We start from the raw sequence: 20484 nt of genomic DNA, 5'->3' as shown, positions 1-20484 counted from the left end.
TCCTTCACGCGGCGAAGGCCGGCCCCCACCAGGGGGACCGGCCTTCGTCACGTACTCCCGCGGATCAGACGCGCGTCGACAGCTCGAACCAGACGACCTTGCCGCCCGACAGACGGGTCGCCCCCCACCGCCGCGCCAGCCGGTTCACCAGGAACAGGCCGCGCCCGCCCTCGTCCGTCTCGCGGGCCCGCCGCTGCCGGGGCAGCTGCGGGGAGTCGTCGCCGACCTCGCAGCGCAGCACGTCCGTCCGCAGCAGCCGCAGGGTCACCGGCCGCTCCGCGTACCGCACCGCGTTCGTCACCACCTCGCTGATCAGCAGCTCCACCGAGTCGGTCAGCTCCTCCAGGTCCCAGCGGGCGAGCGCCCGGCGGGCGAGCCGGCGGGCCCGGCCCGGGGCCGCGTCCTCAGGATCCAGGAACCAGTACGCCACGTCGCTCGGCGCGATCCCGTCGAAGCGGGCCGCGAGCAGCGCGATGTCGTCGTCCCGGTCGCCCGGACCCAGCATGTCGAGCACGTCGTCGCAGAGCGCCTCCAGGGGCGGCGCGTGGTCCGGCCCGGTCAGCTGGGCCGCCGCCGCCAGCCGCTCCCGCAGCTGCTCGATCCCGGTCCACACGTCCCGCAGCCGGGACTCCACCAGACCGTCCGTGTACAGCAGCAGCGTCGCACCGGCCGGGGCGTCCAGCTCGACCGCCTCGAAGTCCACGCCGCCGACCCCGATCGGGGCGCCCGCGGGCACCCGCAGCACCTCCGCGCGCCCGTCCAGGTGGAGCAGTATCGGCGGCGGATGACCGGCGTTGGCGACCGTGATCCGGTGCGAGACCGGGTCGTAGACCGCGTACATGCAGGTCGCCATCCGGTTCTCGCCGAGCCGCTGGGCCTGCTCGTCGAGGTGGTGCAGCACCTCCTGCGGCGGCAGGTCGAGCCCGGCCAGGGTCTGCGCGGTGGTGCGCAGCTGGCCCATGATCGCGGCCGAGGTCATGGAGTGGCCCATGACGTCGCCGACGACCAGGGCGACCCGGCTGCCGGGCAGCGGGATCGCGTCGTACCAGTCACCGCCCACCCGGGCCGTCTCGGCCGCCGGCAGGTAGCGGGAGGCGAGCTTGACGCCGGTCGGCTGCGGCAGCGAGTCCGGCAGCATGGTCCGCTGGAGCTCGTCCGCGATGTACGCCTCCCGGCCGTACAGCACCGCCTTGTCGATGCCGAGCGCGGTGTGGGTGGCCAGCTGGGCGCCGACGAGCAGGTCGTCCGGGTCGAAGGCGGGCTGCTCGGCGCGGCGCAGGAAGACGGCCGCGCCGATCACCCGGCGCCGGCCGCGCAGCGGAGCCAGTATCGCCCGCGGGCCGCGGGGCAGCGGATGCTCGGGGCCCAGGAGCTCGCCGAGCGCGGCCCGGGCGGCGGCGGAGTCGCCGAAGACCGGCCGGACCCCGCGGAGCACCTCGGCCAGGGAACTGCCGGAGCGCACCTCGCACAGCTCGGCGGCGGGGGTCGGGTCGGGATCGGGTACGAGGACGAGCTCGTCGCCCTCCAGGTCCGTTAACCGCAGCCGGTCCGTGCGGCGAAGGCGCAGCACGAAGGGCGCCACCGGGCGTTCGTCGCCGACCGGCAGCGGGTCGCGGAGGTAGACGAGGATCTCGTCGGAGAAGGCCGGCACGGTGGCGCGGCACAGGCCGAGCACGATCTCGTCGAGGTCGAGGCCGCGGGCGATCCGCCGGGTCGCGGCGCCGACGAAGCGCAGCCGGTCGCCCTCGCGCCGCCCGGCCTGCTCCGCCCCTTTGGGGGAGACGGCGACGGCGACCGCGGGCGCCGAGGGCCCCGGCGCCGGCGAGGGCTCCGGGAGCTGCGGCGCGGGCTGCGCGGGGATGTCGGAGGGCAGGCCGGCGGGCGCGGCCTCCTGGCGAGGCCGCGTCTGTTCCTGGGGCCGGTCGGCCAGCGGCTGCCGGCCTTCGTGGGAGGTGGGATGCTCCGTCACGCGTGGGATTCCGTCCGTCCGGGCCGGTGGTGCGATGCACTCGCTCTTCTCGCCGATGCCGCGCCTCCGGTGGGGATAAACCCCGCGGCGGCGGTATTCGCGCTGGATTTCGCGGTGGGTACGGACGATCCGCGGACCGCGGCAGGGGCGGGGGGAGTGCGACCCGGGCACAGCTCCGGCACTGCTCTCCCCCTCATCGATGACGTGCGGTGACGTGTGGTCAGTTGCTGCGCTGCGTTCGGTCGGTGACGTGGTGTCCGACGGTTGCGCCCGATGTCGGCCGTGCGGAGGACGATCCTACGTTTCGACCCCGGGGGCGCGGCAAGGGTCTCATGGAGCGGTGTGCGCCGGGGTGCGATCCCAGTCCGCCGGCAGGACGGGGACGGTCCAGGCGGGATCGGGCCGCCACTCCTCCCAGCCGTCCCGGAAGGGTGTTCCCCAGCTCTCGACCAGCCGTACGGCCGCCGCGCCGGCCTCCCGCACCCGGGCGGCCCCGGCCGGGTCCATGAGCCCGGTGCGCTGCGCCTGCTCGAACTCGTCCTCGTCCCGCCAGAGCCAGCTGTGGTCGGGGTAGACGGAGATGTCGAGGAAGTGGTCCTCGGAGTCGACGCCGCCGGCCCAGCGGCGGCGCGGCTCCTCCAGGTTCACGTACCAGCTGCGGAAGCGCCAGCCGCGCTCCCAGAAGAGCCAGACCGACCAGGGGTCGCCGGGTCTCGCCAGCTTGAGGACCCCGCTGCCCGCCCAGCGGGCGCGCTCGGTGGTGCGGGGCGCGGTGTAGCGGGTGGCGAGCGGCTCGTCGTGGACGGAGGTGCCGTCGGCGAGCACCGGCCGGACGCACTCGGTGCCGGGCGCCATCCACACGGCGAGCAGGTCCGGGGTGTCGCGGACGACGGTCACCGGCCGGCAGATGTGCACCGCGTCGGTGCCCACGCCGCGGTAGCGCCAGAGGATGTGCTCCCCGGGCGCCCAGCGCTGGATGTCGTCCGAACCGTCCGCTCCTGTCATGCGCAGATCTTAGGGGCGCGCTCCCACCGGCGCTGCGGTACAGGTCACGGTTGAGTCACCCGGGAGCGGCCCCGGGTTCGTACGGGAGACATCCCGGGGTCACGCCGGGGTCACGTCGGGACCGCACCGGGGCCGCGCCGGGGTCAGGGCCGGGTCATGCGCAGGACGTCGAGGGCCTCGTCGAGCTGTTCGAGGGTGAGGTCGCCGCGGTCCACGTAGCCGGACTCCAGGACGACCTCGCGGATGGTCTTGCGCTCGGCCAGGGACCGCTTGGCGACCTTCGCGGCCTCCTCGTAGCCGATGTACTTGTTGAGCGGGGTGACGACGGAGGGGGAGGACTCGGCGTACTCGCGGGCGCGCTCCACGTCGGCGGTGACGCCGTCGACGGTGCGGTCGGCGAGCAGCCGGGAGGCGTTGGCCAGGAGGCGTACGGACTCCAGCAGGTTCTTGGCCATCACCGGGAGCATGACGTTGAGCTCGAAGTTCCCGGCCGCGCCGGCCACAGCGACGGTGGTGTCGTTGCCGGTGACCTGGGCGGCGACCATGAGGACGGCTTCGGGGACCACCGGGTTGACCTTGCCGGGCATGATCGAGGAGCCGGGCTGGAGGTCGGGCAGCGCGATCTCGGCCAGTCCGGTGCGGGGGCCGCTGGCCATCCAGCGCAGATCGTTGGCGATCTTGGTGAGGGAGACGGCGATGGTCCTGAGCTGGCCGGAGGTCTCCACCAGGCCGTCCCGGGCGCCCTGGGCCTCGAAGTGGTCGCGGGCCTCGGTGAAGGGCAGGCCCGTGGCGCGGGCGAGCTCGGCGACGACGGCGGCCGAGAAGCCGGGCGGGGTGTTGATGCCGGTGCCCACGGCGGTGCCGCCGAGGGGGAGTTCGGCCAGCCGGGGCAGGGCCGAGCGCAGCCGTTCGATCCCGTACCTGACCTGCGCCGCGTAGCCGCCGAACTCCTGGCCCAGGGTGACCGGCGTGGCGTCCATCAGATGCGTACGACCCGACTTCACCACCGTCGCGAATTCGGCCGATTTTCGCTCCAGGGCGGCGGCCAGGTGGTCGAGCGCCGGGATGAGGTCGCGGGTGACGGCGGCGGTCGCGGCGATGTGGATGGAGGAGGGGAAGACGTCGTTGGACGACTGCGAGGCGTTGACGTGGTCGTTGGGGTGGACGGCCCGGTCGGCCGGCAGCCGCTCCCCGGCGAGGGTGGCGAGGACCTCGTTGGTGTTCATGTTGGAGGAGGTGCCGGAGCCCGTCTGGAAGACGTCGACCGGGAACTGGTCGTCCCAGCGGCCCTCCGCGACCTCCGCGGCGGCGGCCGCGATGGCCTCCGCGCGGTCCCGGTCGATCACCCCGAGCTCGGCGTTGACGGTGGCGGCGGCGGCCTTGATCCGGGCCAGGGCTTCGATGTGGGCGCGCTCCAGGCGCTGCCCGGAGACCGGGAAGTTCTCCACCGCGCGCTGGGTCTGGGCCCGCCACTTGGCGTGCGCGGGGACGCGCACCTCGCCCATGGAGTCGTGCTCGATCCGGTAGCCGTCTTCGTTGCTCATCTTGGTCAACCTCCTGAAAAAGTTGAGCACTTGTCTTGTTCGATGTATTCCCAAGGCGTGTACCGGCCAGTAAAAACCGTGGGTAACCCCACTTCCAGGAGGCGCAATGACGCGCACCAGGTACAGACTCCGGTGGCCCATCGCCGCCGTCGCGGCAGCCGCCGCCGCACTCGGCTCCTTCACCGCCGCCCCCGCCGGAGCGGCCGACACCGGTACGAGGGCCGCCGTCGCCTCCGTACCCCTCCCGCCCGAGCTGGAGGCGATCCGGGCCGCCGAGGCCACGAAGATCTACGGCAGCCCCGAGGAGCGCCCGCTCGACCAGCGGAAGACCGGCCTGATCTCGCTCGGCGACAGCGAGATCTCCGGCGAGGGCGTCGGGACCTACGAGTCCCCCACCAACGGCCCCACCAACTGGTGCCACCGCTCGCCCGACGCGGCCATCCACCGCACCGGCATCGCCGCCGACCTCACCTTCAACGTCTCCTGCTCCGGCGCCTACACCGGCAACATCCGGATCGGCGGGAGCAAGCAGTACGCGGACGAGCTGGTCCAGAGCGACAACCTCGCCGTCAAGGCCCGCAACACCCGCATCAAGATGGTCCTCCTGGTCGCCGGAGCCAACGACGACCTGCAGTTCGGCCCCGTCATGACCGACTGCGTCACCCGGTACGTCCTCAGCCAGGGCACCTGCGAGCCCAAGTACGCCCCCGGCTGGCAGTCCCGCGTCGACGCCCTCGTCCCCAAGGTCGAGCAGACCGTCCGCGACCTGAAGACCGTCATGCGGGACGCCGGGTACGCCGACGGCGACTACAAGCTCGTCGTCATGGGCTACCCCAGCCCCATCGGCCCGGACTTCTACGACAACCCCCGCTTCCCCGGCAAGCTGAGCTGCGGCGGCATGGGCTACGACTCCGACACCAAGTGGGGCCGCAACACCGCCGTCCCCGCCTTCGAGCGCGGCATGCGCCGGGTCGCCGCTTCCACCGGCGCCGTCTACCTCGACAACTCGCGGCTCTTCCACGGCCACGAGGTCTGCATGGAGGACACCTGGGCCCGGGGCCTGTACATCGACCTCTCCAAGCCCGGCGGGATCGACGAGAACTCCACCCGCCAGTCCTTCCACCCCAACAAGAGCGGCCACGCCGCCTTCGCGTCCTGCCTGACCCAGCTGTACGGCTCCGGCCTGCGCGAGGCGAGCTGCGCCGACGTGAACTCCTCCGGCACCCCGACGCTCTTCCCGCTCGCCTGGGACGACGCCTACGAGCCGCTGCGGAACGGCGCGACCGGCAACTGCCTCGACGTGAACGCCGCCGAGTCCGCCAACGGCACCGGCGTCCTCGGCTGGGACTGCCACGGCGGCCGCAACCAGGGCTGGTGGTACGACTCCGCCCGCGGGACCCTGCACACCGAACTCACCCAGGACCGCTGCCTGGACGTGCCGGGCGCCGCCTACCAGGCCGGCAAGGCGCTCATCGTCTGGAACTGCAGCGGCGCCGCCAACCAGAGGTTCGTCCGCGACGGCGCCACGATCCGGCCCGCCGCCGCGACCGGCCTCTGCCTCGCGCAGAGCGCCGCGAAGGAGCCGGTCCGGCTCCAGACCTGCGACGGCTCGGCGAACCAGAAGTTCGCCTAGCCGACGACAGGCCCGAGAACGCCGTGGCCCCCCGTCCGGTGCGGGGCGGGGGGCCACGGCCCCGTCGCGTGCGGAGCTCTCATGTCCGGGGCTCTCGCGTGCGGAGCTCTCAGGTGAGCTTGAGCGTGGACTTCGCCAGCTCGTACGCCGGCAGCATCTCCCGGTGCTCCTCCGTGTCCAGACCGCCGAGGTGCAGGATGACCGCGCCCTTCGGGGTGGCGACCGCGAGGGCCCGCTCCTCCTTGGGCTCGTCGAGGAGCTCGCTGCCGGCGGTGTACGTGACCTCCACCGCCGGCAGGCCGCCGGCGGTCCGGATCTCCCGGTAGACCGTGTCCGCGGTCTTCTCCTCGGCCCGCACGAACCCTTCGAGGGCGGCCCGGGCCGGGCCCTTCGCGGTCCACACCCGCAGGAAGCCGATCTGCCCGGCGGGCTTGGCGTCCACCGCGCAGCGGATGATCGCCGGCCCCTGCCGCGTCAGCGCCGCGAACTCGGGGTTCTCCGGGTCGTCGATCGCGTCCGGCTCCCACTCCTCGGCGAGGGAGAAGGAGACGGGGAGCGCGCACGCGGTCCCGGGACCGCCGACGGACCCCGCGGCCTTCACGGACGGCGAGGGTGTCACGGCCGACGAGGGCGTCGCGGACGGCGTCGCGGAGGGCTTCGCGGCCGGAGGGGCGGACGCGTCCGGCTCCGGGGTCGTGCCGCAGGCGGTCAGCAGGGCCGCCGCGAGCAGGGCGGTACGGAGGAGAGGGGCTCTACCTGGCATGGCCCCATCATCCCTGACCGGGGTGCGTCACCCGGACGGCGGTCGCACAATGTGAGGACGGCCCGAAGGGGGGAAGATCCGCACCCCGCCAGGGAGGCAGCCCATGATCCGGAGCTTCAGGAGGATCGGCGCCCTCGGCGCCGCGACGGTCGCGGCCGTCACCTTCGCGGCCGCCGCGCCGGCCGCCGCCGCACCCGCCGTACCCGAGGACGGGTTCGAGTTCACCCTGTACGCCAAGGAGGTCCCGGCCGACGAGGACGAGGGCACCGGCGCGGCACCGAAGGTCGGCGACTCCTTCGCCTTCGCCGATGACCTCTCCCGCTCCAAGGGCGGCGAGACGGTCGGCCGGGACGGCGTCGGCTGCACCGTCGTGCGCACCGGCGACCCGATGGACGTGCTCTGCGTCGGCACCTTCGTCCTGAACGGCGGTCCCGGCGGCCAGCTCACCGGGCAGACCCTGCTCTCCGTCGACCCCTCGGACGAGGCCCCGGCCGCGTTCGACATCGCGGTCACCGGCGGCACCGGCGACTTCGACAACGCCCGCGGCTGGATCCGCTCCATCCCGGACGGGGACTACTCACGACTGGAGTTCCACCTCACCCGCTGACGGGGCGGTGTCAGGAGAGCTTGCCGTAGTCCGGCAGCTTGAAGGCGCGCTCGGCGTGACCGCCGACGATGTCGGTCGTGTTGTTCCCGATGTTCGCGATGATCGTGTAGCCCTTGGCCTCGATCTCGGCGCGCTTCTCCGTCTTGTACGCGCTCACCTCGGCGAAGAGGTCGGGCAGCGAGCGCACGTACAGGCCGTCGACCGGGTAGCCGACCTGCTTGAGGTTCCACTCGGTGAGCGCGTGGATGATCCCCGGCCGCGCGGTCACGAAGAAGACCTTCACCCCGCGCGCGTGCGCGTCCCGGACCAGCGAGTGGATCTCGGGGATGGCCGGGGTCGGCAGCTCCCAGAACGGGTGGAAGTCCGTCTCCAGGGAGCTGTTGTCGATGTCGAGGACGATCGCCTGCTTCTCCGTGCCGGCGTCCTCGGCGCGCTCCTCGATGTACGGGCGGGCCTCGGCGACCACGGCGGCCACGTCCCGGCGCCAGGTCGCGTAGTCCACGTCCTCGAACGCGGCGGCGGAGGTGAGGTGGGTGTCGGGGTCGGCGGCGGAGGCGGCGGGCGCGGGCCCGACGACGAGGAGGGCCGTGAGGCCGAGGAGGCCGGTGGCGGTGGCGGCTGCGGACTTGGCGGAGGGCATGGGGGGCTCCCGAGTGGTCGACCGTCTCAGTGGTTGACATGCTCGCGACCCATACTGACCAGTAAGTGGCCGGCTGACCACCAGTCGGTAGCGACTTTCGGAGCGGGACGTGACGGCGCCCCCGGTCCGTCCGCGCGGACCGGGGGCGCCGAAGTGCTACCCGGGGTTACGACAGCTGGGAGCCCTGGCGCACCGGGATGTGGGTGAACGTCGGCTCCGGGGCGGGGTTCTGGAAGAAGTCGTTGCCCTTGTCGTCGACGACGACGAAGGCCGGGAAGTCCTCGACCTCGATCTTCCAGACGGCCTCCATGCCGTCCTCCTCGTTGTCCAGGACCTCGATCTTCTTGATGCAGTCCTGGGCGAGGCGGGCGGCCGGGCCGCCGATGGAGCCGAGGTAGAAGCCGCCGTGCGTGCCGCACGCGTCCGTGACCTGCTGCGAGCGGTTGCCCTTGGCGAGCATCACCATCGAGCCGCCCGCCGCCTGGAACTGCTCCACGTAGCTGTCCATGCGGCCGGCCGTCGTCGGACCGAAGGAACCGGAGGCGTACCCCTCGGGGGTCTTCGCCGGGCCCGCGTAGTAGACCGGGTGGTCCTTCATGTACTGCGGCATGTCCTCGCCCGCGTCGAGCCGCGCCTTGATCTTGGCGTGCGCGATGTCGCGGGCGACGACCAGCGGGCCGGTGAGCGAGAGGCGGGTCTTCACCGGGTGCTTCGTCAGCTCGGCCAGGACCTGGTCCATCGGCTGGTTGAGGTCGATCTTCACGACGTCGCCCGCGTCCAGGTGGGTGTCCTCGGTCTCCGGCAGGAAGCGCGCCGGGTCCGTCTCCAGCTGCTCCAGGAAGACGCCCTCGGCGGTGATCTTCGCGACGGCCTGGCGGTCGGCCGAGCAGGAGACGGCGATCGCGACGGGCAGCGAGGCGCCGTGCCGGGGGAGGCGGACGACGCGCACGTCGTGGCAGAAGTACTTGCCGCCGAACTGCGCGCCGATGCCGATCTTCTGCGTCAGCTCGAAGACCTTCTCCTCCAGCTCCTTGTCCCGGAAGCCGTGGCCGGTGGCGGCGTCGCCCTCGGTCGGCAGCTCGTCCAGGTAGTGCGCGGAGGCGTACTTCGCGGTCTTCAGCGCGAACTCGGCGGAGGTGCCGCCGACCACGATCGCCAGGTGGTACGGCGGGCAGGCGGCCGTACCCAGCGAACGGATCTTCTCCTCCAGGAACTTCATCATGGACGCCTCGTTGAGGACGGCCTTCGTCTCCTGGTAGAGGAAGGACTTGTTGGCCGAGCCGCCGCCCTTGGCCATGAAGAGGAACTTGTACGCGCCGCCGTCGGTCGCGTACAGCTCGATCTGCGCGGGCAGGTTCGAGCCGGTGTTCTTCTCCTCCCACATGGTGACCGGGGCCATCTGCGAGTAGCGGAGGTTGAGCTTGGTGTACGCGTCGTAGATGCCCTTCGACAGGGCCTCCTCGTCGCGGCCGGAGGTCAGCACGTTCTGCCCGCGCTTGCCCATGACGATCGCCGTGCCGGTGTCCTGGCACATGGGGAGCACGCCGGCGGCGGCGATGTTCGCGTTCTTCAGGAGGTCGAGCGCGACGAACTTGTCGTTGCCCGACGCCTCCGGGTCGTCGATGATCTTCCGCAGCTGGGCCAGGTGCGCCGGGCGCAGGAAGTGCTGGATGTCGTGGACGGCCTCGGCGGCCAGCTTGCGCAGCGCCTCCGGCTCGACCTTGAGGAACGTACGGCCGTCGGCCTCGAAGGTGGAGACGCCCTCGGCGGTCACCAGGCGGTAGGGCGTGGTGTCCTCTCCCACGGGGAGCAGATCGGAGTACGCAAACTCTGGCATGACGGCGGCCATTCCTCACTCGGCAGACAGCAGCGCGCCGCCTCCGTTGGCGGGCGCGCCCTCCAGCGTAGAACGCGGGCGCGGCACCGATCCTGTGAGGTAAGGCTCACCCGGAATCGGGAATGCGCCGAAGTGGAGTCTTCCGCGCCGGGGAGGCGCGCCGACAGCTCTCCGCCGAGGGCCGGGCCGTTCTCGGCAAGTCGCTTCCCCTAGGGGAGAGATGGGGGATCGGATCCCTGGTCGCGATCTATCGCGTGTGCCAGGGTGGAGACGTGGACCTCGAAAAGCAGCCCGACCCCGCGCAGCCGTCCGACCCCGCGCAGCCGCCCGCCGCGCCGGAAGCCCCCGCCGCGCCGGAAACCCCCGCCGCGCCGGAAGCTCCCGCAGCGCCGGAAACCCCTGCCGCCGCCCCGGCCTCTGCGGCCGCGCCCGCCGCGCCCGCGGAACCTGTCGCGCCTGCTGCTCCTGCTCCACCCGCTGCTCCTGCCCCACCGGTCGCTCCGGCGGCTCCCGTCGCTCCCGCGCCGCCCGCGTACGCCGATCCGCAGGGGGCGCTCCGGGCCTCCGACGCCGACCGGGACCGGGTCGCGGAGATCCTCGCGGAGGCGCTCGCGCAGGGGCGGCTCGACGCGGAGGAACACGCCGAGCGGGTCGAGGCGGTCTACCGGGCCAAGACCGTGGGCGAGCTGGAGCCGATCGTGCGGGACCTGCCGGCCGCCGACGGCGGACCGGCCGCCGCGCGGCCGGAGCCGGCCCCCACCGCCTGGGGACCGGAGGACGCGGAGGGGAACGCGGACCAGCTGTTCGCCGTCTTCTCCAGCACCACCCGCAAGGGCCGCTGGCGGGTCGCCCGCCGCACCAACGCCTTCGCGATCTTCGGGAACGTGGAGATCGACCTGACGGAGGCGATCTTCACCCAGCCCCTCACCACCATCAACGCCACCTCGATCTTCGGGAACATCGAGGTCCGCGTCCCGGAGAACATCAGCCTGCGCGGCTCCGGCGCCGGCATCCTCGGGAACTTCGAGGTCACGACCCTGGAGGGGGTCGACCCGCAGGCGCCGCTGGTCGTCGTCAACGGCTACGCGGTGCTCGGGAACGTGGAGGCGAGACCCAAGCGCGGCAAGTGGGTCACCGACCTCCAGAACAAGGTCCGCAAGCACCTCGGGCACTGACCCGCCGGGTATCGGCCAGGAAGTGACCGGAATACGTCGCCGGGGCTCCGGACTCCGGATGGGGAACGCACGCAGTGCATAGGCGCGCGCACAGCGGGTAGGGCTGCTGCATCGCTGCTCGCTCGCGAAGCCGTCGTCAGGAGTAGACCGTGCTGCAACTGCCGCATCAGCCCCTCCAGGTAGCCCCCGTGCCGCCCCAGCGTGCTCCGGCGCGGCAGGACGAGGACGGCCCCTGGCACGCGGAGGCGGTGTGCCGCCGGGACGAGGCAGGACTCTTCTTCGCCCCCTCCAAGGAGCCGACCGCCGCGCGACTGGCCCGCGAGGAGGCGGCCAAGCGGGTCTGCGCCCGCTGTCCCGTGATGGTCGACTGCCGCGAGCACGCGCTGCTGCAGCCGGAGCCGTACGGCGTCTGGGGCGGGCTCACCGCCGCCGAGCGCCGTGTGGTGCTGGCCCGGCGCCGCCGCCGCGAGGTCGAGCTGCGCAAGGCCGCCGCGGCCGAGCGCATCCCCCAGGCCGGCTGACGAGCGGACCGCCGGGGCCGGCCGCCCCGGCACCCGGACCCTGTCCCGTACCCCGCGACCCGGACCCGTACGGAACGGGAAGGGGCGCCCCCACCGCACATGGGGGCGCCCCTCTTCGTTGCCGTCGGCCGAGCCGGGGTCAGTTCGCCCGGTCGAAGTCGATCTGGCTGTAGGCGCGCAGCTTCGCGAGCCGGTGCGTGGAGTCGATCTGGCGGATCGTGCCGGACTTCGAGCGCATGACCAGCGACTGGGTGGTCGCGGTCTCGGAGCGGTAGCGCACCCCGCGCAGCAGCTCGCCGTCGGTGATGCCGGTGGCGACGAAGAAGACGTTGTCGCCGCTGACCAGGTCGGTGGTGGTGAGGACCCGGTCCAGGTCGTGGCCCGCGTCGATGGCCTTCTGGCGCTCGGCCTCGTCCTTCGGCCACAGCTTGCCCTGGATCACGCCGCCCAGGCACTTGATGGCACAGGCCGAGATGATGCCCTCGGGCGTGCCGCCGATGCCCATGAGCAGGTCGACGCCGGTGCCCTCGCGGGCGGCCATGATCGAGCCGGCCACGTCGCCGTCGGAGATGAACTTGATGCGGGCGCCGGTCTCCCGGATCTCCTTGACGATGCCCTCGTGACGGGGGCGGTCCAGGATGACCACGGTGACGTCCTCGGCGTTCATGCCCTTCGCCTTGGCGACCCGGCGGATGTTGACCGAGACGGGCGCGTTGATGTCGACGAAGTCGGCGGCCTCGGGGCCGGTGACCAGCTTGTCCATGTAGAAGACCGCGGACGGGTCGAACATGGAGCCGCGGTCGGCGGCGGCGAGGACGGCGATCGCGTTGGGCATGCCCTTGGCGTTCAGGGTGGTGCCGTCGATCGGGTCCACGGCGATGTCGACCTCGGCGCCGGTGCCGTCGCCGACCCGCTCGCCGTTGAAGAGCATCGGCGCCTCGTCCTTCTCGCCCTCTCCGATGACGACGACGCCGTTCATCGAGACGGTCGAGATGAGGGTCCGCATCGCGTTGACCGCGGCGCCGTCCGCGCCGATCTTGTCGCCGCGGCCGACCCAGCGGCCGGCGGCCATGGCGGCGGCCTCGGTCACGCGGACCAGTTCGAGGGCGAGATTGCGGTCGGGGGCCTCGGGAGAGACCTCCAGCTCGGGAGGGAGGTGGTGCTCGGTCATCGGAGCGCACCTTTCTGTACGACGACGGCCGGAAAAAGGAGGGTGCTGTGACTCTATCGCCAGGTCGACAAATTGAGCAGAGGGCCCCACGTATGAGCGCGGGACCCGGATGCGACCATATGGGGCGTGGCAGCTAAGCGAGGCAGGCAGACGGTACGCGGGATGTTCCAGTCCCTCGGGGTGATCATGGTCGCCGCGGGGGTCATGTATCTCTTCATCCCGCACGACGAGGACGCGGAGCCGGTCAAGGCCAAGGACTACCGCGTCGAGCTGGTCACGGCCCAGCGGGCGGCGCCCTACCCGGTGCTCGCGCCCGAGGGCCTCGGCGAGGACTGGAAGGCGACGGTGGTCTCGTACAGGCGCGAGCAGGGCAACGCCTGGCAGCTCGGCTTCCTCTCCCCGGACACCCAGTACGTCTCGGTCAACCAGTCGACCACCGAGCCAAAGAAGTTCGTGCCCAAGGTCACCCACTCGGCCAAGAACACCGGGAAGACGCAGACGGTGGGCGGCCAGGAGTGGCAGCGCTGGGAGGGCCCCAAGTACGACGCGCTGGTACGCACCGAGGGCGGGGCGACCACGGTCGTGACGGGGACGGCGTCCTTCGACACGCTCGCGGAGATGGCCGGCGCGCTCCGGTCGAAGCAGGCCTGACCCGATCCCGGGGCACGCCTGCCTTCCGGGTGTGCCTCCGGGCACTCTTCCGGACGCGCCTCCGGACGCGCCTCCGGACGCGCCTCCGGACGCGCCTCCGGACGCGCCTCCGGACGCGCTTCCGGACGTGCTTCCGGACGCGACGAAGCCCCCGGTGCCTCGGCACCGGGGGCTTCGTCGTGCGCGGTGGTCCGGCTCAGACGGTGGTGATGACGTCGTCGTAGGCCAGGCGCGGGGAGCGGGGGAACCAGGCGTCCTCGCCGGGCTTGCCGATGTTGACGACCATCAGCGGGGTGTGGTCGGCGTCCAGGAACTCCTTCTGGACACCGGCGAAGTCCAGGCCGGTCATCGGGCCGGCGGCCAGGCCGGCGGCGCGGACGCCGACGATGAAGTACGCGGCCTGCAGGGCGGCGTTCAGCAGCGCGGAGCCCTCGCGGACCGGGCGCTCCGAGAAGAACATGTCCTTGGCCTGCGGGAAGTGCGGGAGCAGGGCCGGGAGCTCCTCGTGGAACTCGTTGTCCGCGGAGAGGATCGCGACGAGCGGCGCCGTGCGGGTCTTGGCCTGGTTGCCCTCGGCCATGTGCTTCACGAGGCGCTCGCGGGCCTCCTCGGAGCGGACGAGCGTGATGCGCAGCGGGGTCTGGTTGAAGGCGGTCGGGCCGAACTTCACCAGGTCGTAGATCGCCTGGACCTGCTCGTCGGTCACCGGCTCGTCGGTGAACGTGTTGGCGGTGCGGGCCTCGCGGAAGAGGAGGTCCTGGGCGGCGGAGTCGAGAACGAGGGACATGCTGCGTACCTTCCGGACTGCAAAGAGGGCCGCCCGGCGGGGAATCCGGGCGATGGCTCGACAGTACGCCCGCGATTGGTGAAAATTCAACTATCCGATCCGGATAGTGATCCGTTTCACTTCGCCAGTGTAGCCCGGCCCCCACCACCGCCGGACCGCTCGCGTCTCCCTCTCTCCCTCTCTCTCCCTCCCTTCCCTCCCTGCGCTCAGTCCTCGGACTCCTCCGCCTCCCGCTCGGCCGCCAGCGAGGCGTCGAGCCGGGCGCGGGCGCCCTCCAGCCAGTGCCGGCAGACCTTCGCCAGCTCCTCGCCGCGCTCCCAGAGCGCCAGCGACTCCTCCAGGGTCGTGCCGCCCGCCTCCAGGCGCCGGACGACCTCGATCAGCTCGTCGCGCGCCTCCTCGTACCCGAGCGCCGCACCCGTCTCCGTACCGCTTGCCATGTCTTCTCCGTCCTCCGTGCCTTCTCGTGTCGTCGTCCCGCGCGGGCCCGTCACGCCCGCCGCACCGTGAACTCGCCCTCGGCGACCCGGGCCCGCAGCTCCTCGCCCTCCGCGACCTCGCCGGCCGCGCGGACCACGGAGCCGTCCGCCCGCTGGAGCACCGCGTAGCCGCGCTCCAGGGTCGCGGCGGGGGAGAGGGCCCGCACCCGCGCGCGGGTGTGCGCCAGCTCCGACTCCGCCCGGTCCAGGAGGTGCCCGAAGACCCGCCGGCTCCGCGCCAGGAGCGCGTCCAGCTCGTCCTCCCTGACCTCCACCATCCGCTGCGGGTGCTCCATCACCGGCCGGGCCAGGGCGTGCGCGAGCCCCCGCTCCTCGCGCTCCAGGAGTCCCCGGACCGTCCGCAGCGCGCGGTCGCGGAGCCCGCGCACCCGCTCCAGTTCCTCGCCCACGTCCGGGACGATCTTCTTCGCCGCGTCCGTCGGCGTGGAGGCGCGCAGGTCCGCCACCAGGTCGAGGAGCGGGGAGTCCGGCTCGTGCCCGATCGCGGACACCACCGGCGTCCGGCACGCGGCCACCGCGCGGACCAATTGCTCGTCCGAGAAGGGCAGCAGGTCCTCGACGCTGCCGCCGCCCCGCGCCACCACGATCACGTCCACGTCCTCGTGGGCGTCCAGCTCCTTCACCGCCTGGATCACCTGCGGCACCGCCTTCACGCCCTGCACCGGCACGTTCCGCACCTCGAAGCGGACCGCCGGCCATCTGCGCCGGGCGTTCTCCAGGACGTCCCGCTCGGCCGCCGACGCCCGGCCGCAGACCAGGCCGATCAGCTGCGGCAGGAACGGCAGCGGCTTCTTCCGGTCGAGCGCGAACAGCCCCTCGGCCGCGAGCCCCCGCTTCAGCTGTTCGAGCCGGGCCAGCAGCTCGCCGATCCCGACCGGCTTGATCTCCACCGCCCGCAGCGACAGCTGCCCGCGCGGCGCGTACCACTCCGGTTTCGCGTGCACGACGACGCGGGCGCCCTCCGACACGACGTCGGCCACCGCGTCGAAGACCTGCCGGTAGCAGGTCACGCCGATGGAGATGTCGTACGAGGGATCCCGCAGCGTCAGGAAGACGACCCCGGCACCGGGGCGGCGTGAGAGCTGCGTGATCTGCCCCTCGACCCAGATCGCCCCCAGCCGGTCGATCCACCCCCCGATCATCCGGGAGACCTCACCGACGGGAAGCGGCGCTTCGGCGGACGTAGTCATACCCATGCACCGAGCGTAACGGCGCCCCCCGACAACGTCACCGCCACGAGGCCCCCGGCCCCCCGGGGAAGCCCCCCCCGGCCCCCCCCCGGGGGAGCCCCGCGTCTGCTGCCCTCGCCGCCGTACCGACCCTCAGCGCCACGCCCGACCCGACCCCACCGGGAGGTCCGGGCTGGCGGGGTCCGGCACGGAGCCGGTCTCGTGGCCGTTCCGTATCCGGCCCTGCTGGGAGGTCCCGGCCGGCGGTTTCGGCTGGTCTCGTCGCCGTTCCGTATCCGGCCCTGCTGGGAGGTCCCGGCCGGCGGTCTCGGCCGGTCTCGTCGCCGCTCCGTACCCGACCCCGCCGGGAGGTCCCGGCCGCCGCCGCGCGCCGAACCTCAGTGCCGTCTCCCGCCCGCCCCCGCCGGCGAGCCCCCGACCGGCCCCCGCCCCGCCCCCTGCACCGCGAGCACCACGAGGCCGATGCCCAGCCACACCACGCCGACGACCTGGGCCGCCACCGACGCCTCCACGATCACGGCGATCAGGATCGCCGCGCCGACCACGGGCAGGACCACGTGGCGCAGCCAGTGCGGCGGGCCCTCCGCGCGCTGGACCGCGAACCAGCCGACCACGCTCGCGTGCAGCAGCACGAAGGCGGTCAGCGCGCCGACGTCGACCACCGACACCAGGTGGTCCAGGCCGTCGTCCTGGCGGGCCGCCCACAGCGCGGCGATCATCGTCACCGTCGCCGACACCAGGAGCGCCACCCGGGGCACCCCCGAGTCCGTACGCGCCAGCGCGTGCGGCAGCCGCCCCTCGCGGCCCATCGCGAAGAGCAGCCGCCCGCCCGCCGCCTGCCCGGCCAGCGCCGCGAACGCCGCGCCGACCGCCTTCGACACCGCCACCAGATCGTGCAGCCAGCCGCCCACCGAGACGTCCACGGCGTCGTAGAAGGCGGAGCCCTGCTTCCCCGGATCCGCCGCGAGCTCCGCCGAGGAGACCGGTTCGAGGAGCGCCACCAGCCAGGTCTGGGTGATGAAGAGGACGCCCGCGAGGACCAGACAGAAGAGCAGCGCCCGCGCCACCTTCGCCGAGCCGCCGGTGACCTCCTCCGCGAAGGTCGCGATCGCGTCGAAGCCCAGGTACGACAGGACCGCCACCGACACCGCGCCGACCACCGCCGCGAGCGAGAAGGTCCCGTCGCCGGTGAGCGGCGACCACCAGTCGCGCTGCGCCCCGTCCCGTACGAGCACGACGAGCGCCGACCCCACGAAGACGAGCAGCACCACGATCTCCATCGCGAGCACCGCGAAGCCGACCCGGGCGGCGGCCCGCACCCCCCACAGGTTGAGCAGGGTGGTCACCACCACCGCGATCCCGGTCCACACCCACCGGTGCACCTCCGGCACCAGCGCCTCCATCGCGATCCCCGCGAAGAGGTACGCGACGGCCGGGATCAGCAGGTAGTCCAGCATCGCCATCCAGCCGGCGACGAAGCCGGGCGCCTCGCCGAGCCCCTTGCGGGCGTACGCGAAGACCGAACCGGCCTGCGGCGCGACCCGGACCATCTGCGCGTAGCTGAAGGCCGTGAACGCCATGGCCACCGTCGCCACGACGTACACCAGTGCGACGGCGCCGTGCGACTTCGCGTCGAGCGTGCCGAAGACGCCGACCGGCGCCATCGGCGCGATGAACAGCAGCCCGTACACGACCAGGTCGCGGAAGCCGAGCGTCCGCCGTAGCCCCGTGTGGTCCGGCCGCCCGCCCGGCTCCCCGTCCACCACCTGCGCGTTCTCAGCCATGGCGTCAGTTTCGGCCACGGCCGCGCCCGAACCGCCCACCGACGCGCGCCCGACCCGCCCACCGATGCGCGCCCAACCGCCCACCGACGCGCGCGCCCGCCCACCGACGCGCCCGCCCGCCCGTCGACGCTCGCCCACCGACGCGCGCGCCCGCCCACCGATGCGCGCCCAACCGCCCACCGACGCGCGCGCCCGCCCACCGACGCGCGCGCCCGCCCATCGACGCGCCCGCCCGCCCACCGACGCCCGCCCACCGACGCCCGCCCGACGCGCGCCGGGCGCCCCCCGGCCCGGCCTTACGATGGGAGGCATGACTGCAACGCCCGCGACCAACCGCCCGAAGCGTGTCCTCCTCGCCGCTCCCCGCGGCTACTGCGCGGGCGTGGACCGTGCCGTGATCGCCGTCGAGAAGGCCCTGGAGCAGTACGGGGCCCCCGTCTACGTGCGTCACGAGATCGTCCACAACAAGTACGTGGTCCAGACCCTGGAGCGGAAGGGCGCGATCTTCGTCGACCAGGCCACCGAGGTCCCGCCGGGCAACATCGTGATGTTCTCCGCGCACGGCGTCGCCCCGACCGTCCACGAGGAGGCCCGCCAGGGCCGGCTCGCGACGATCGACGCGACCTGCCCGCTGGTCACCAAGGTCCACAAGGAGGCCGTCCGGTACGCCAAGGAGGACTTCGACATCCTCCTCATCGGCCACGAGGGCCACGAGGAGGTCATCGGCACCTCCGGCGAGGCCCCCGACCACATCCAGCTCGTCGACGGCCCCGAGGACGTCGCCAAGGTCGAGGTCCGCGACCCCTCCCGGGTCGTCTGGCTCTCCCAGACCACCCTCTCCGTCGACGAGACGATGGAGACCGTCGACGCGCTCAAGAACAAGTTCCCGCAGCTGGTCTCCCCGCCGTCGGACGACATCTGCTACGCCACGCAGAACCGCCAGACCGCGATCAAGGAACTGGCCGGCCAGGCCGAGCTCGTCATCGTCGTCGGCTCCAAGAACTCCTCGAACTCGATCCGCATGGTCGAGGTCGCCAAGCAGGCCGGCGTCCCCGCCGCCTACCTCGTCGACTTCGCGAGCGAGATCGACGAGGCCTGGCTGGAGGGCGTCACCTCGGTCGGCCTCTCCTCCGGCGCCTCCGTCCCCGACGTGCTGGTCCAGGAGGTCCTGGAGTGGCTGGCGCAGCGCGGCTACGCCGACGTGGAGCTGGTCAAGACCGCCGACGAGCACCTCACCTTCTCGCTCCCCAAGGAGCTCCGCCGCGACCTGCGCGCCGAGGCCGCCGAGCTCGTCGAGGAGTAACCGCCGGCGGATGCCCGTAACGTGGGTCCATGAACGTCTTCGGAGTGGACATCGGCGGCTCGGGCATCAAGGGCGCCCCCGTGGACCTGGAGCGCGGCGCCCTCGCCGAGGAGCGGTACAAGGTCCTCACCCCGCAGCCCGCGACACCGGACGACGTCGCGGGCAGCGTCGCGGAGGTCGTGGCGCACTTCGGCTGGACCGGCCCCATCGGCGTCACCTTCCCGGGCGTCGTCACCGGCAGCACGATCCGTACCGCCGCGAACGTCGACACGTCCTGGATCGGCACCGACGCCGGCGCGCTCATCGGCGAGGCCGTCGGCGGCCTCCCCGTCACCGTCCTCAACGACGCCGACGCGGCCGGCGTCGCCGAGATGACCTTCGGCGCCGGCCGGGGCCGCACCGGCACCGTCATCCTGCTGACCCTCGGCACCGGCATCGGCTCCGCCGTCTTCACCGGTGGTCGCCTCGTCCCCAACACCGAGCTCGGCCACCTGGAGCTCAAGGGCCACGACGCCGAGAAGCGCGCCTCCTCCAAGGCGCGCGAGGACGAGGAGCTGAGCTGGGAGCACTGGGCGTCCAAGCGGCTCCGCAAGTACCTCGCCCACGTGGAGATGCTCTTCTCCCCCGAGCTGTTCATCCTCGGCGGCGGAGTGAGCCGCAAGGCCGACAGGTTCCTGCCGTACCTGGAGGGCATCCGCGCCGAGATCGTCCCGGCCGAGCTGAGGAACGACGCGGGGATCGTCGGCGCGGCGATGACCGCGAGCGCCGCGGCCACCCGCTGATCGGCAGGGGTACGGCTACGGCTACGGCTACGGCTACGGCTACGGGGCCGGCGGCCGGTTCCGTGCGGGCGTCCGGCCGCCCCGTACGGGCCCGGCGGCGCCGGCGCGGGGCGCCCGGTCCACCCGTTCCACCCGGTCCACCCGTTCCGCCCGCGACGGACTCCCCGGACCCACGAGAGCCGGGCGGCTCCTCCGGCGGCCCATGTCGCGCACCTTCCGGACGCTCGCGATGACGCCGGCGATCAGCGTGCCCCCGTACAGCCAGCCGGCGTGCACCGCGAGCGCGGTGACCACGGCCATGGCCTGGCCGCCGAAGCCGCCGGTGCCGCCCGCGATCGGCACGACGCCGACGGCGAAGGCGATCGGGACGGCGATCGGCGCGGTGACCAGGTCGGCGGGGCGCACCCACAGCGCGGTGAGCGCGCTCACCGGCAGGAACAGCAGGCCGAACGCCAGCGGCGAACCGTCCAGGACCAGCCAGTCCAGGAACCCGACGACCAGCATCGCCGCCGAGGCGAAGAGCCCCGCGCCGAGCCCGGTGAGCCGGGGCGAGGGCAGCCGCCGCAGGGCCTGGACCACGGGCGGCGCGGGCCGCCGCGCCGCCGGGCCTCCGACCCGGTAG

At 72.9% G+C, this 20484-nt stretch carries 18 protein-coding genes and 1 pseudogene; 7 read left to right on the top strand and 12 right to left on the bottom strand.

The features are described 5' to 3' along the window. Window positions 1-64 precede the first annotated feature (64 nt). The 3 genes from HHL19_RS08710 to HHL19_RS08700 form a co-directional block, all read right to left on the bottom strand. On the bottom strand, window positions 65-1969 hold the full coding sequence (locus HHL19_RS08710) for a SpoIIE family protein phosphatase (protein WP_169087306.1): 1905 nt from the start codon (window positions 1967-1969) through the stop codon (window positions 65-67). A gap of 330 nt (window positions 1970-2299) precedes the next feature. Continuing rightward, window positions 2300-2974, bottom strand: a complete 675-nt coding sequence (locus tag HHL19_RS08705; RefSeq protein ID WP_169087304.1) for a DUF402 domain-containing protein — start codon at window positions 2972-2974, stop codon at window positions 2300-2302. Between the two features lie 143 nt (window positions 2975-3117). Then, a complete protein-coding gene (locus tag HHL19_RS08700; protein ID WP_169087302.1) occupies window positions 3118-4518 on the bottom strand; it encodes a class II fumarate hydratase in 1401 nt (466 codons plus the stop codon). A 106-nt stretch (window positions 4519-4624) separates the two neighbouring features. Here HHL19_RS08700 and HHL19_RS08695 point away from each other — a divergent pair, with 106 nt between their 5' ends. Further along, window positions 4625-6151: a ricin-type beta-trefoil lectin domain protein gene (locus HHL19_RS08695; protein WP_169087300.1), complete on the top strand. Its 1527-nt coding sequence runs from the start codon at window positions 4625-4627 to the stop codon at window positions 6149-6151. 109 nt (window positions 6152-6260) lie between these two features. Here HHL19_RS08695 and HHL19_RS08690 read toward each other — a convergent pair whose 3' ends face one another. Continuing rightward, window positions 6261-6914, bottom strand: a complete 654-nt coding sequence (locus tag HHL19_RS08690) for a lipoprotein (protein ID WP_169087298.1) — start codon at window positions 6912-6914, stop codon at window positions 6261-6263. 103 nt (window positions 6915-7017) lie between these two features. Here HHL19_RS08690 and HHL19_RS08685 point away from each other — a divergent pair, with 103 nt between their 5' ends. Continuing rightward, window positions 7018-7521, top strand: a complete 504-nt coding sequence (locus tag HHL19_RS08685; protein ID WP_169087296.1) for a hypothetical protein — start codon at window positions 7018-7020, stop codon at window positions 7519-7521. A gap of 10 nt (window positions 7522-7531) precedes the next feature. Here the strand turns inward: HHL19_RS08685 and HHL19_RS08680 are convergent, their stop codons facing one another. Together HHL19_RS08680 and HHL19_RS08675 are read right to left on the bottom strand one after the other, a co-directional pair. Beyond that, window positions 7532-8161, bottom strand: coding sequence for an HAD family acid phosphatase (locus tag HHL19_RS08680; protein WP_169087294.1), 630 nt, complete (start codon window positions 8159-8161; stop codon window positions 7532-7534). Window positions 8162-8327: 166 nt separating this feature from the next. After that, complete coding sequence (locus HHL19_RS08675; protein ID WP_169087292.1) at window positions 8328-9998, bottom strand: fumarate hydratase; 1671 nt, start codon at window positions 9996-9998, stop codon at window positions 8328-8330. A 533-nt stretch (window positions 9999-10531) separates the two neighbouring features. Here HHL19_RS08675 and HHL19_RS37115 point away from each other — a divergent pair. Both HHL19_RS37115 and HHL19_RS08665 read left to right on the top strand, forming a co-directional pair. Next, a pseudogene (locus HHL19_RS37115) lies at window positions 10532-11173 on the top strand (DUF1707 domain-containing protein); the annotation flags it as partial. A 149-nt stretch (window positions 11174-11322) separates the two neighbouring features. Continuing rightward, a complete protein-coding gene (locus HHL19_RS08665) occupies window positions 11323-11694 on the top strand; it encodes a WhiB family transcriptional regulator (RefSeq protein WP_169087288.1) in 372 nt (123 codons plus the stop codon). 139 nt (window positions 11695-11833) lie between these two features. Here the strand turns inward: HHL19_RS08665 and glpX are convergent, their stop codons facing one another. Next, window positions 11834-12865, bottom strand: a complete 1032-nt coding sequence (gene glpX / locus HHL19_RS08660; RefSeq protein ID WP_169087286.1) for a class II fructose-bisphosphatase — start codon at window positions 12863-12865, stop codon at window positions 11834-11836. A gap of 126 nt (window positions 12866-12991) precedes the next feature. On the opposite strand from glpX, the gene HHL19_RS08655 reads away from it, so the two are divergent. Then, on the top strand, window positions 12992-13516 hold the full coding sequence (locus HHL19_RS08655) for a DUF4245 domain-containing protein (protein ID WP_169087284.1): 525 nt from the start codon (window positions 12992-12994) through the stop codon (window positions 13514-13516). Between the two features lie 196 nt (window positions 13517-13712). Here the strand turns inward: HHL19_RS08655 and HHL19_RS08650 are convergent, their stop codons facing one another. From HHL19_RS08650 to HHL19_RS08635, 4 genes are all read right to left on the bottom strand, one after another. Next, a complete protein-coding gene (locus HHL19_RS08650; RefSeq protein WP_169087282.1) occupies window positions 13713-14303 on the bottom strand; it encodes a malonic semialdehyde reductase in 591 nt (196 codons plus the stop codon). 206 nt (window positions 14304-14509) lie between these two features. Next, complete coding sequence (locus tag HHL19_RS08645) at window positions 14510-14743, bottom strand: exodeoxyribonuclease VII small subunit (protein WP_169087280.1); 234 nt, start codon at window positions 14741-14743, stop codon at window positions 14510-14512. Between the two features lie 50 nt (window positions 14744-14793). Beyond that, window positions 14794-15999 (bottom strand): exodeoxyribonuclease VII large subunit, encoded by a 1206-nt coding sequence (gene xseA / locus HHL19_RS08640; RefSeq protein ID WP_169087278.1) that lies wholly within the window; start codon window positions 15997-15999, stop codon window positions 14794-14796. Between the two features lie 371 nt (window positions 16000-16370). After that, window positions 16371-17777 (bottom strand): APC family permease, encoded by a 1407-nt coding sequence (locus HHL19_RS08635; RefSeq protein ID WP_169087276.1) that lies wholly within the window; start codon window positions 17775-17777, stop codon window positions 16371-16373. A gap of 301 nt (window positions 17778-18078) precedes the next feature. Between HHL19_RS08635 and HHL19_RS08630 the strand changes: the two genes are divergently transcribed. Together HHL19_RS08630 and ppgK are read left to right on the top strand one after the other, a co-directional pair. Continuing rightward, window positions 18079-19080 (top strand): 4-hydroxy-3-methylbut-2-enyl diphosphate reductase, encoded by a 1002-nt coding sequence (locus HHL19_RS08630; protein WP_169087274.1) that lies wholly within the window; start codon window positions 18079-18081, stop codon window positions 19078-19080. 29 nt (window positions 19081-19109) lie between these two features. Further along, window positions 19110-19862 carry a polyphosphate--glucose phosphotransferase gene (gene ppgK / locus HHL19_RS08625; protein WP_169087272.1) on the top strand — a complete coding sequence of 251 codons (753 nt, stop codon included), beginning with the start codon at window positions 19110-19112 and terminating at the stop codon, window positions 19860-19862. A gap of 39 nt (window positions 19863-19901) precedes the next feature. Here ppgK and HHL19_RS08620 read toward each other — a convergent pair whose 3' ends face one another. Then, window positions 19902-20441 (bottom strand): DUF6542 domain-containing protein, encoded by a 540-nt coding sequence (locus tag HHL19_RS08620; RefSeq protein WP_169087618.1) that lies wholly within the window; start codon window positions 20439-20441, stop codon window positions 19902-19904. Window positions 20442-20484: the final 43 nt, after the last annotated feature.

It is taken from the genome of Streptomyces sp. R302 (genome assembly GCF_012927245.1).
GTDB lineage: Bacteria > Actinomycetota > Actinomycetes > Streptomycetales > Streptomycetaceae > Streptomyces.
This window is presented reverse-complemented; position numbering and strand designations above follow the sequence as displayed.

Coding starts and splice junctions, on each gene's coding strand:
- HHL19_RS08705 (WP_169087304.1), bottom strand. CDS start 2,974: ATGACAGGAGCGGACGGTTCGGACGACATCCAGCGCTGGGCGCCCGGG.
- HHL19_RS08700 (WP_169087302.1), bottom strand. CDS start 4,518: ATGAGCAACGAAGACGGCTACCGGATCGAGCACGACTCCATGGGCGAG.
- HHL19_RS08695 (WP_169087300.1), top strand. CDS start 4,625: ATGACGCGCACCAGGTACAGACTCCGGTGGCCCATCGCCGCCGTCGCG.
- HHL19_RS08690 (WP_169087298.1), bottom strand. CDS start 6,914: ATGCCAGGTAGAGCCCCTCTCCTCCGTACCGCCCTGCTCGCGGCGGCC.
- HHL19_RS08685 (WP_169087296.1), top strand. CDS start 7,018: ATGATCCGGAGCTTCAGGAGGATCGGCGCCCTCGGCGCCGCGACGGTC.
- HHL19_RS08680 (WP_169087294.1), bottom strand. CDS start 8,161: ATGCCCTCCGCCAAGTCCGCAGCCGCCACCGCCACCGGCCTCCTCGGC.
- HHL19_RS08675 (WP_169087292.1), bottom strand. CDS start 9,998: ATGCCAGAGTTTGCGTACTCCGATCTGCTCCCCGTGGGAGAGGACACC.
- glpX (WP_169087286.1), bottom strand. CDS start 12,865: ATGACCGAGCACCACCTCCCTCCCGAGCTGGAGGTCTCTCCCGAGGCC.
- HHL19_RS08650 (WP_169087282.1), bottom strand. CDS start 14,303: ATGTCCCTCGTTCTCGACTCCGCCGCCCAGGACCTCCTCTTCCGCGAG.
- HHL19_RS08645 (WP_169087280.1), bottom strand. CDS start 14,743: ATGGCAAGCGGTACGGAGACGGGTGCGGCGCTCGGGTACGAGGAGGCG.
- xseA (WP_169087278.1), bottom strand. CDS start 15,999: ATGGGTATGACTACGTCCGCCGAAGCGCCGCTTCCCGTCGGTGAGGTC.
- HHL19_RS08635 (WP_169087276.1), bottom strand. CDS start 17,777: ATGGCTGAGAACGCGCAGGTGGTGGACGGGGAGCCGGGCGGGCGGCCG.
- HHL19_RS08630 (WP_169087274.1), top strand. CDS start 18,079: ATGGGAGGCATGACTGCAACGCCCGCGACCAACCGCCCGAAGCGTGTC.
- ppgK (WP_169087272.1), top strand. CDS start 19,110: ATGAACGTCTTCGGAGTGGACATCGGCGGCTCGGGCATCAAGGGCGCC.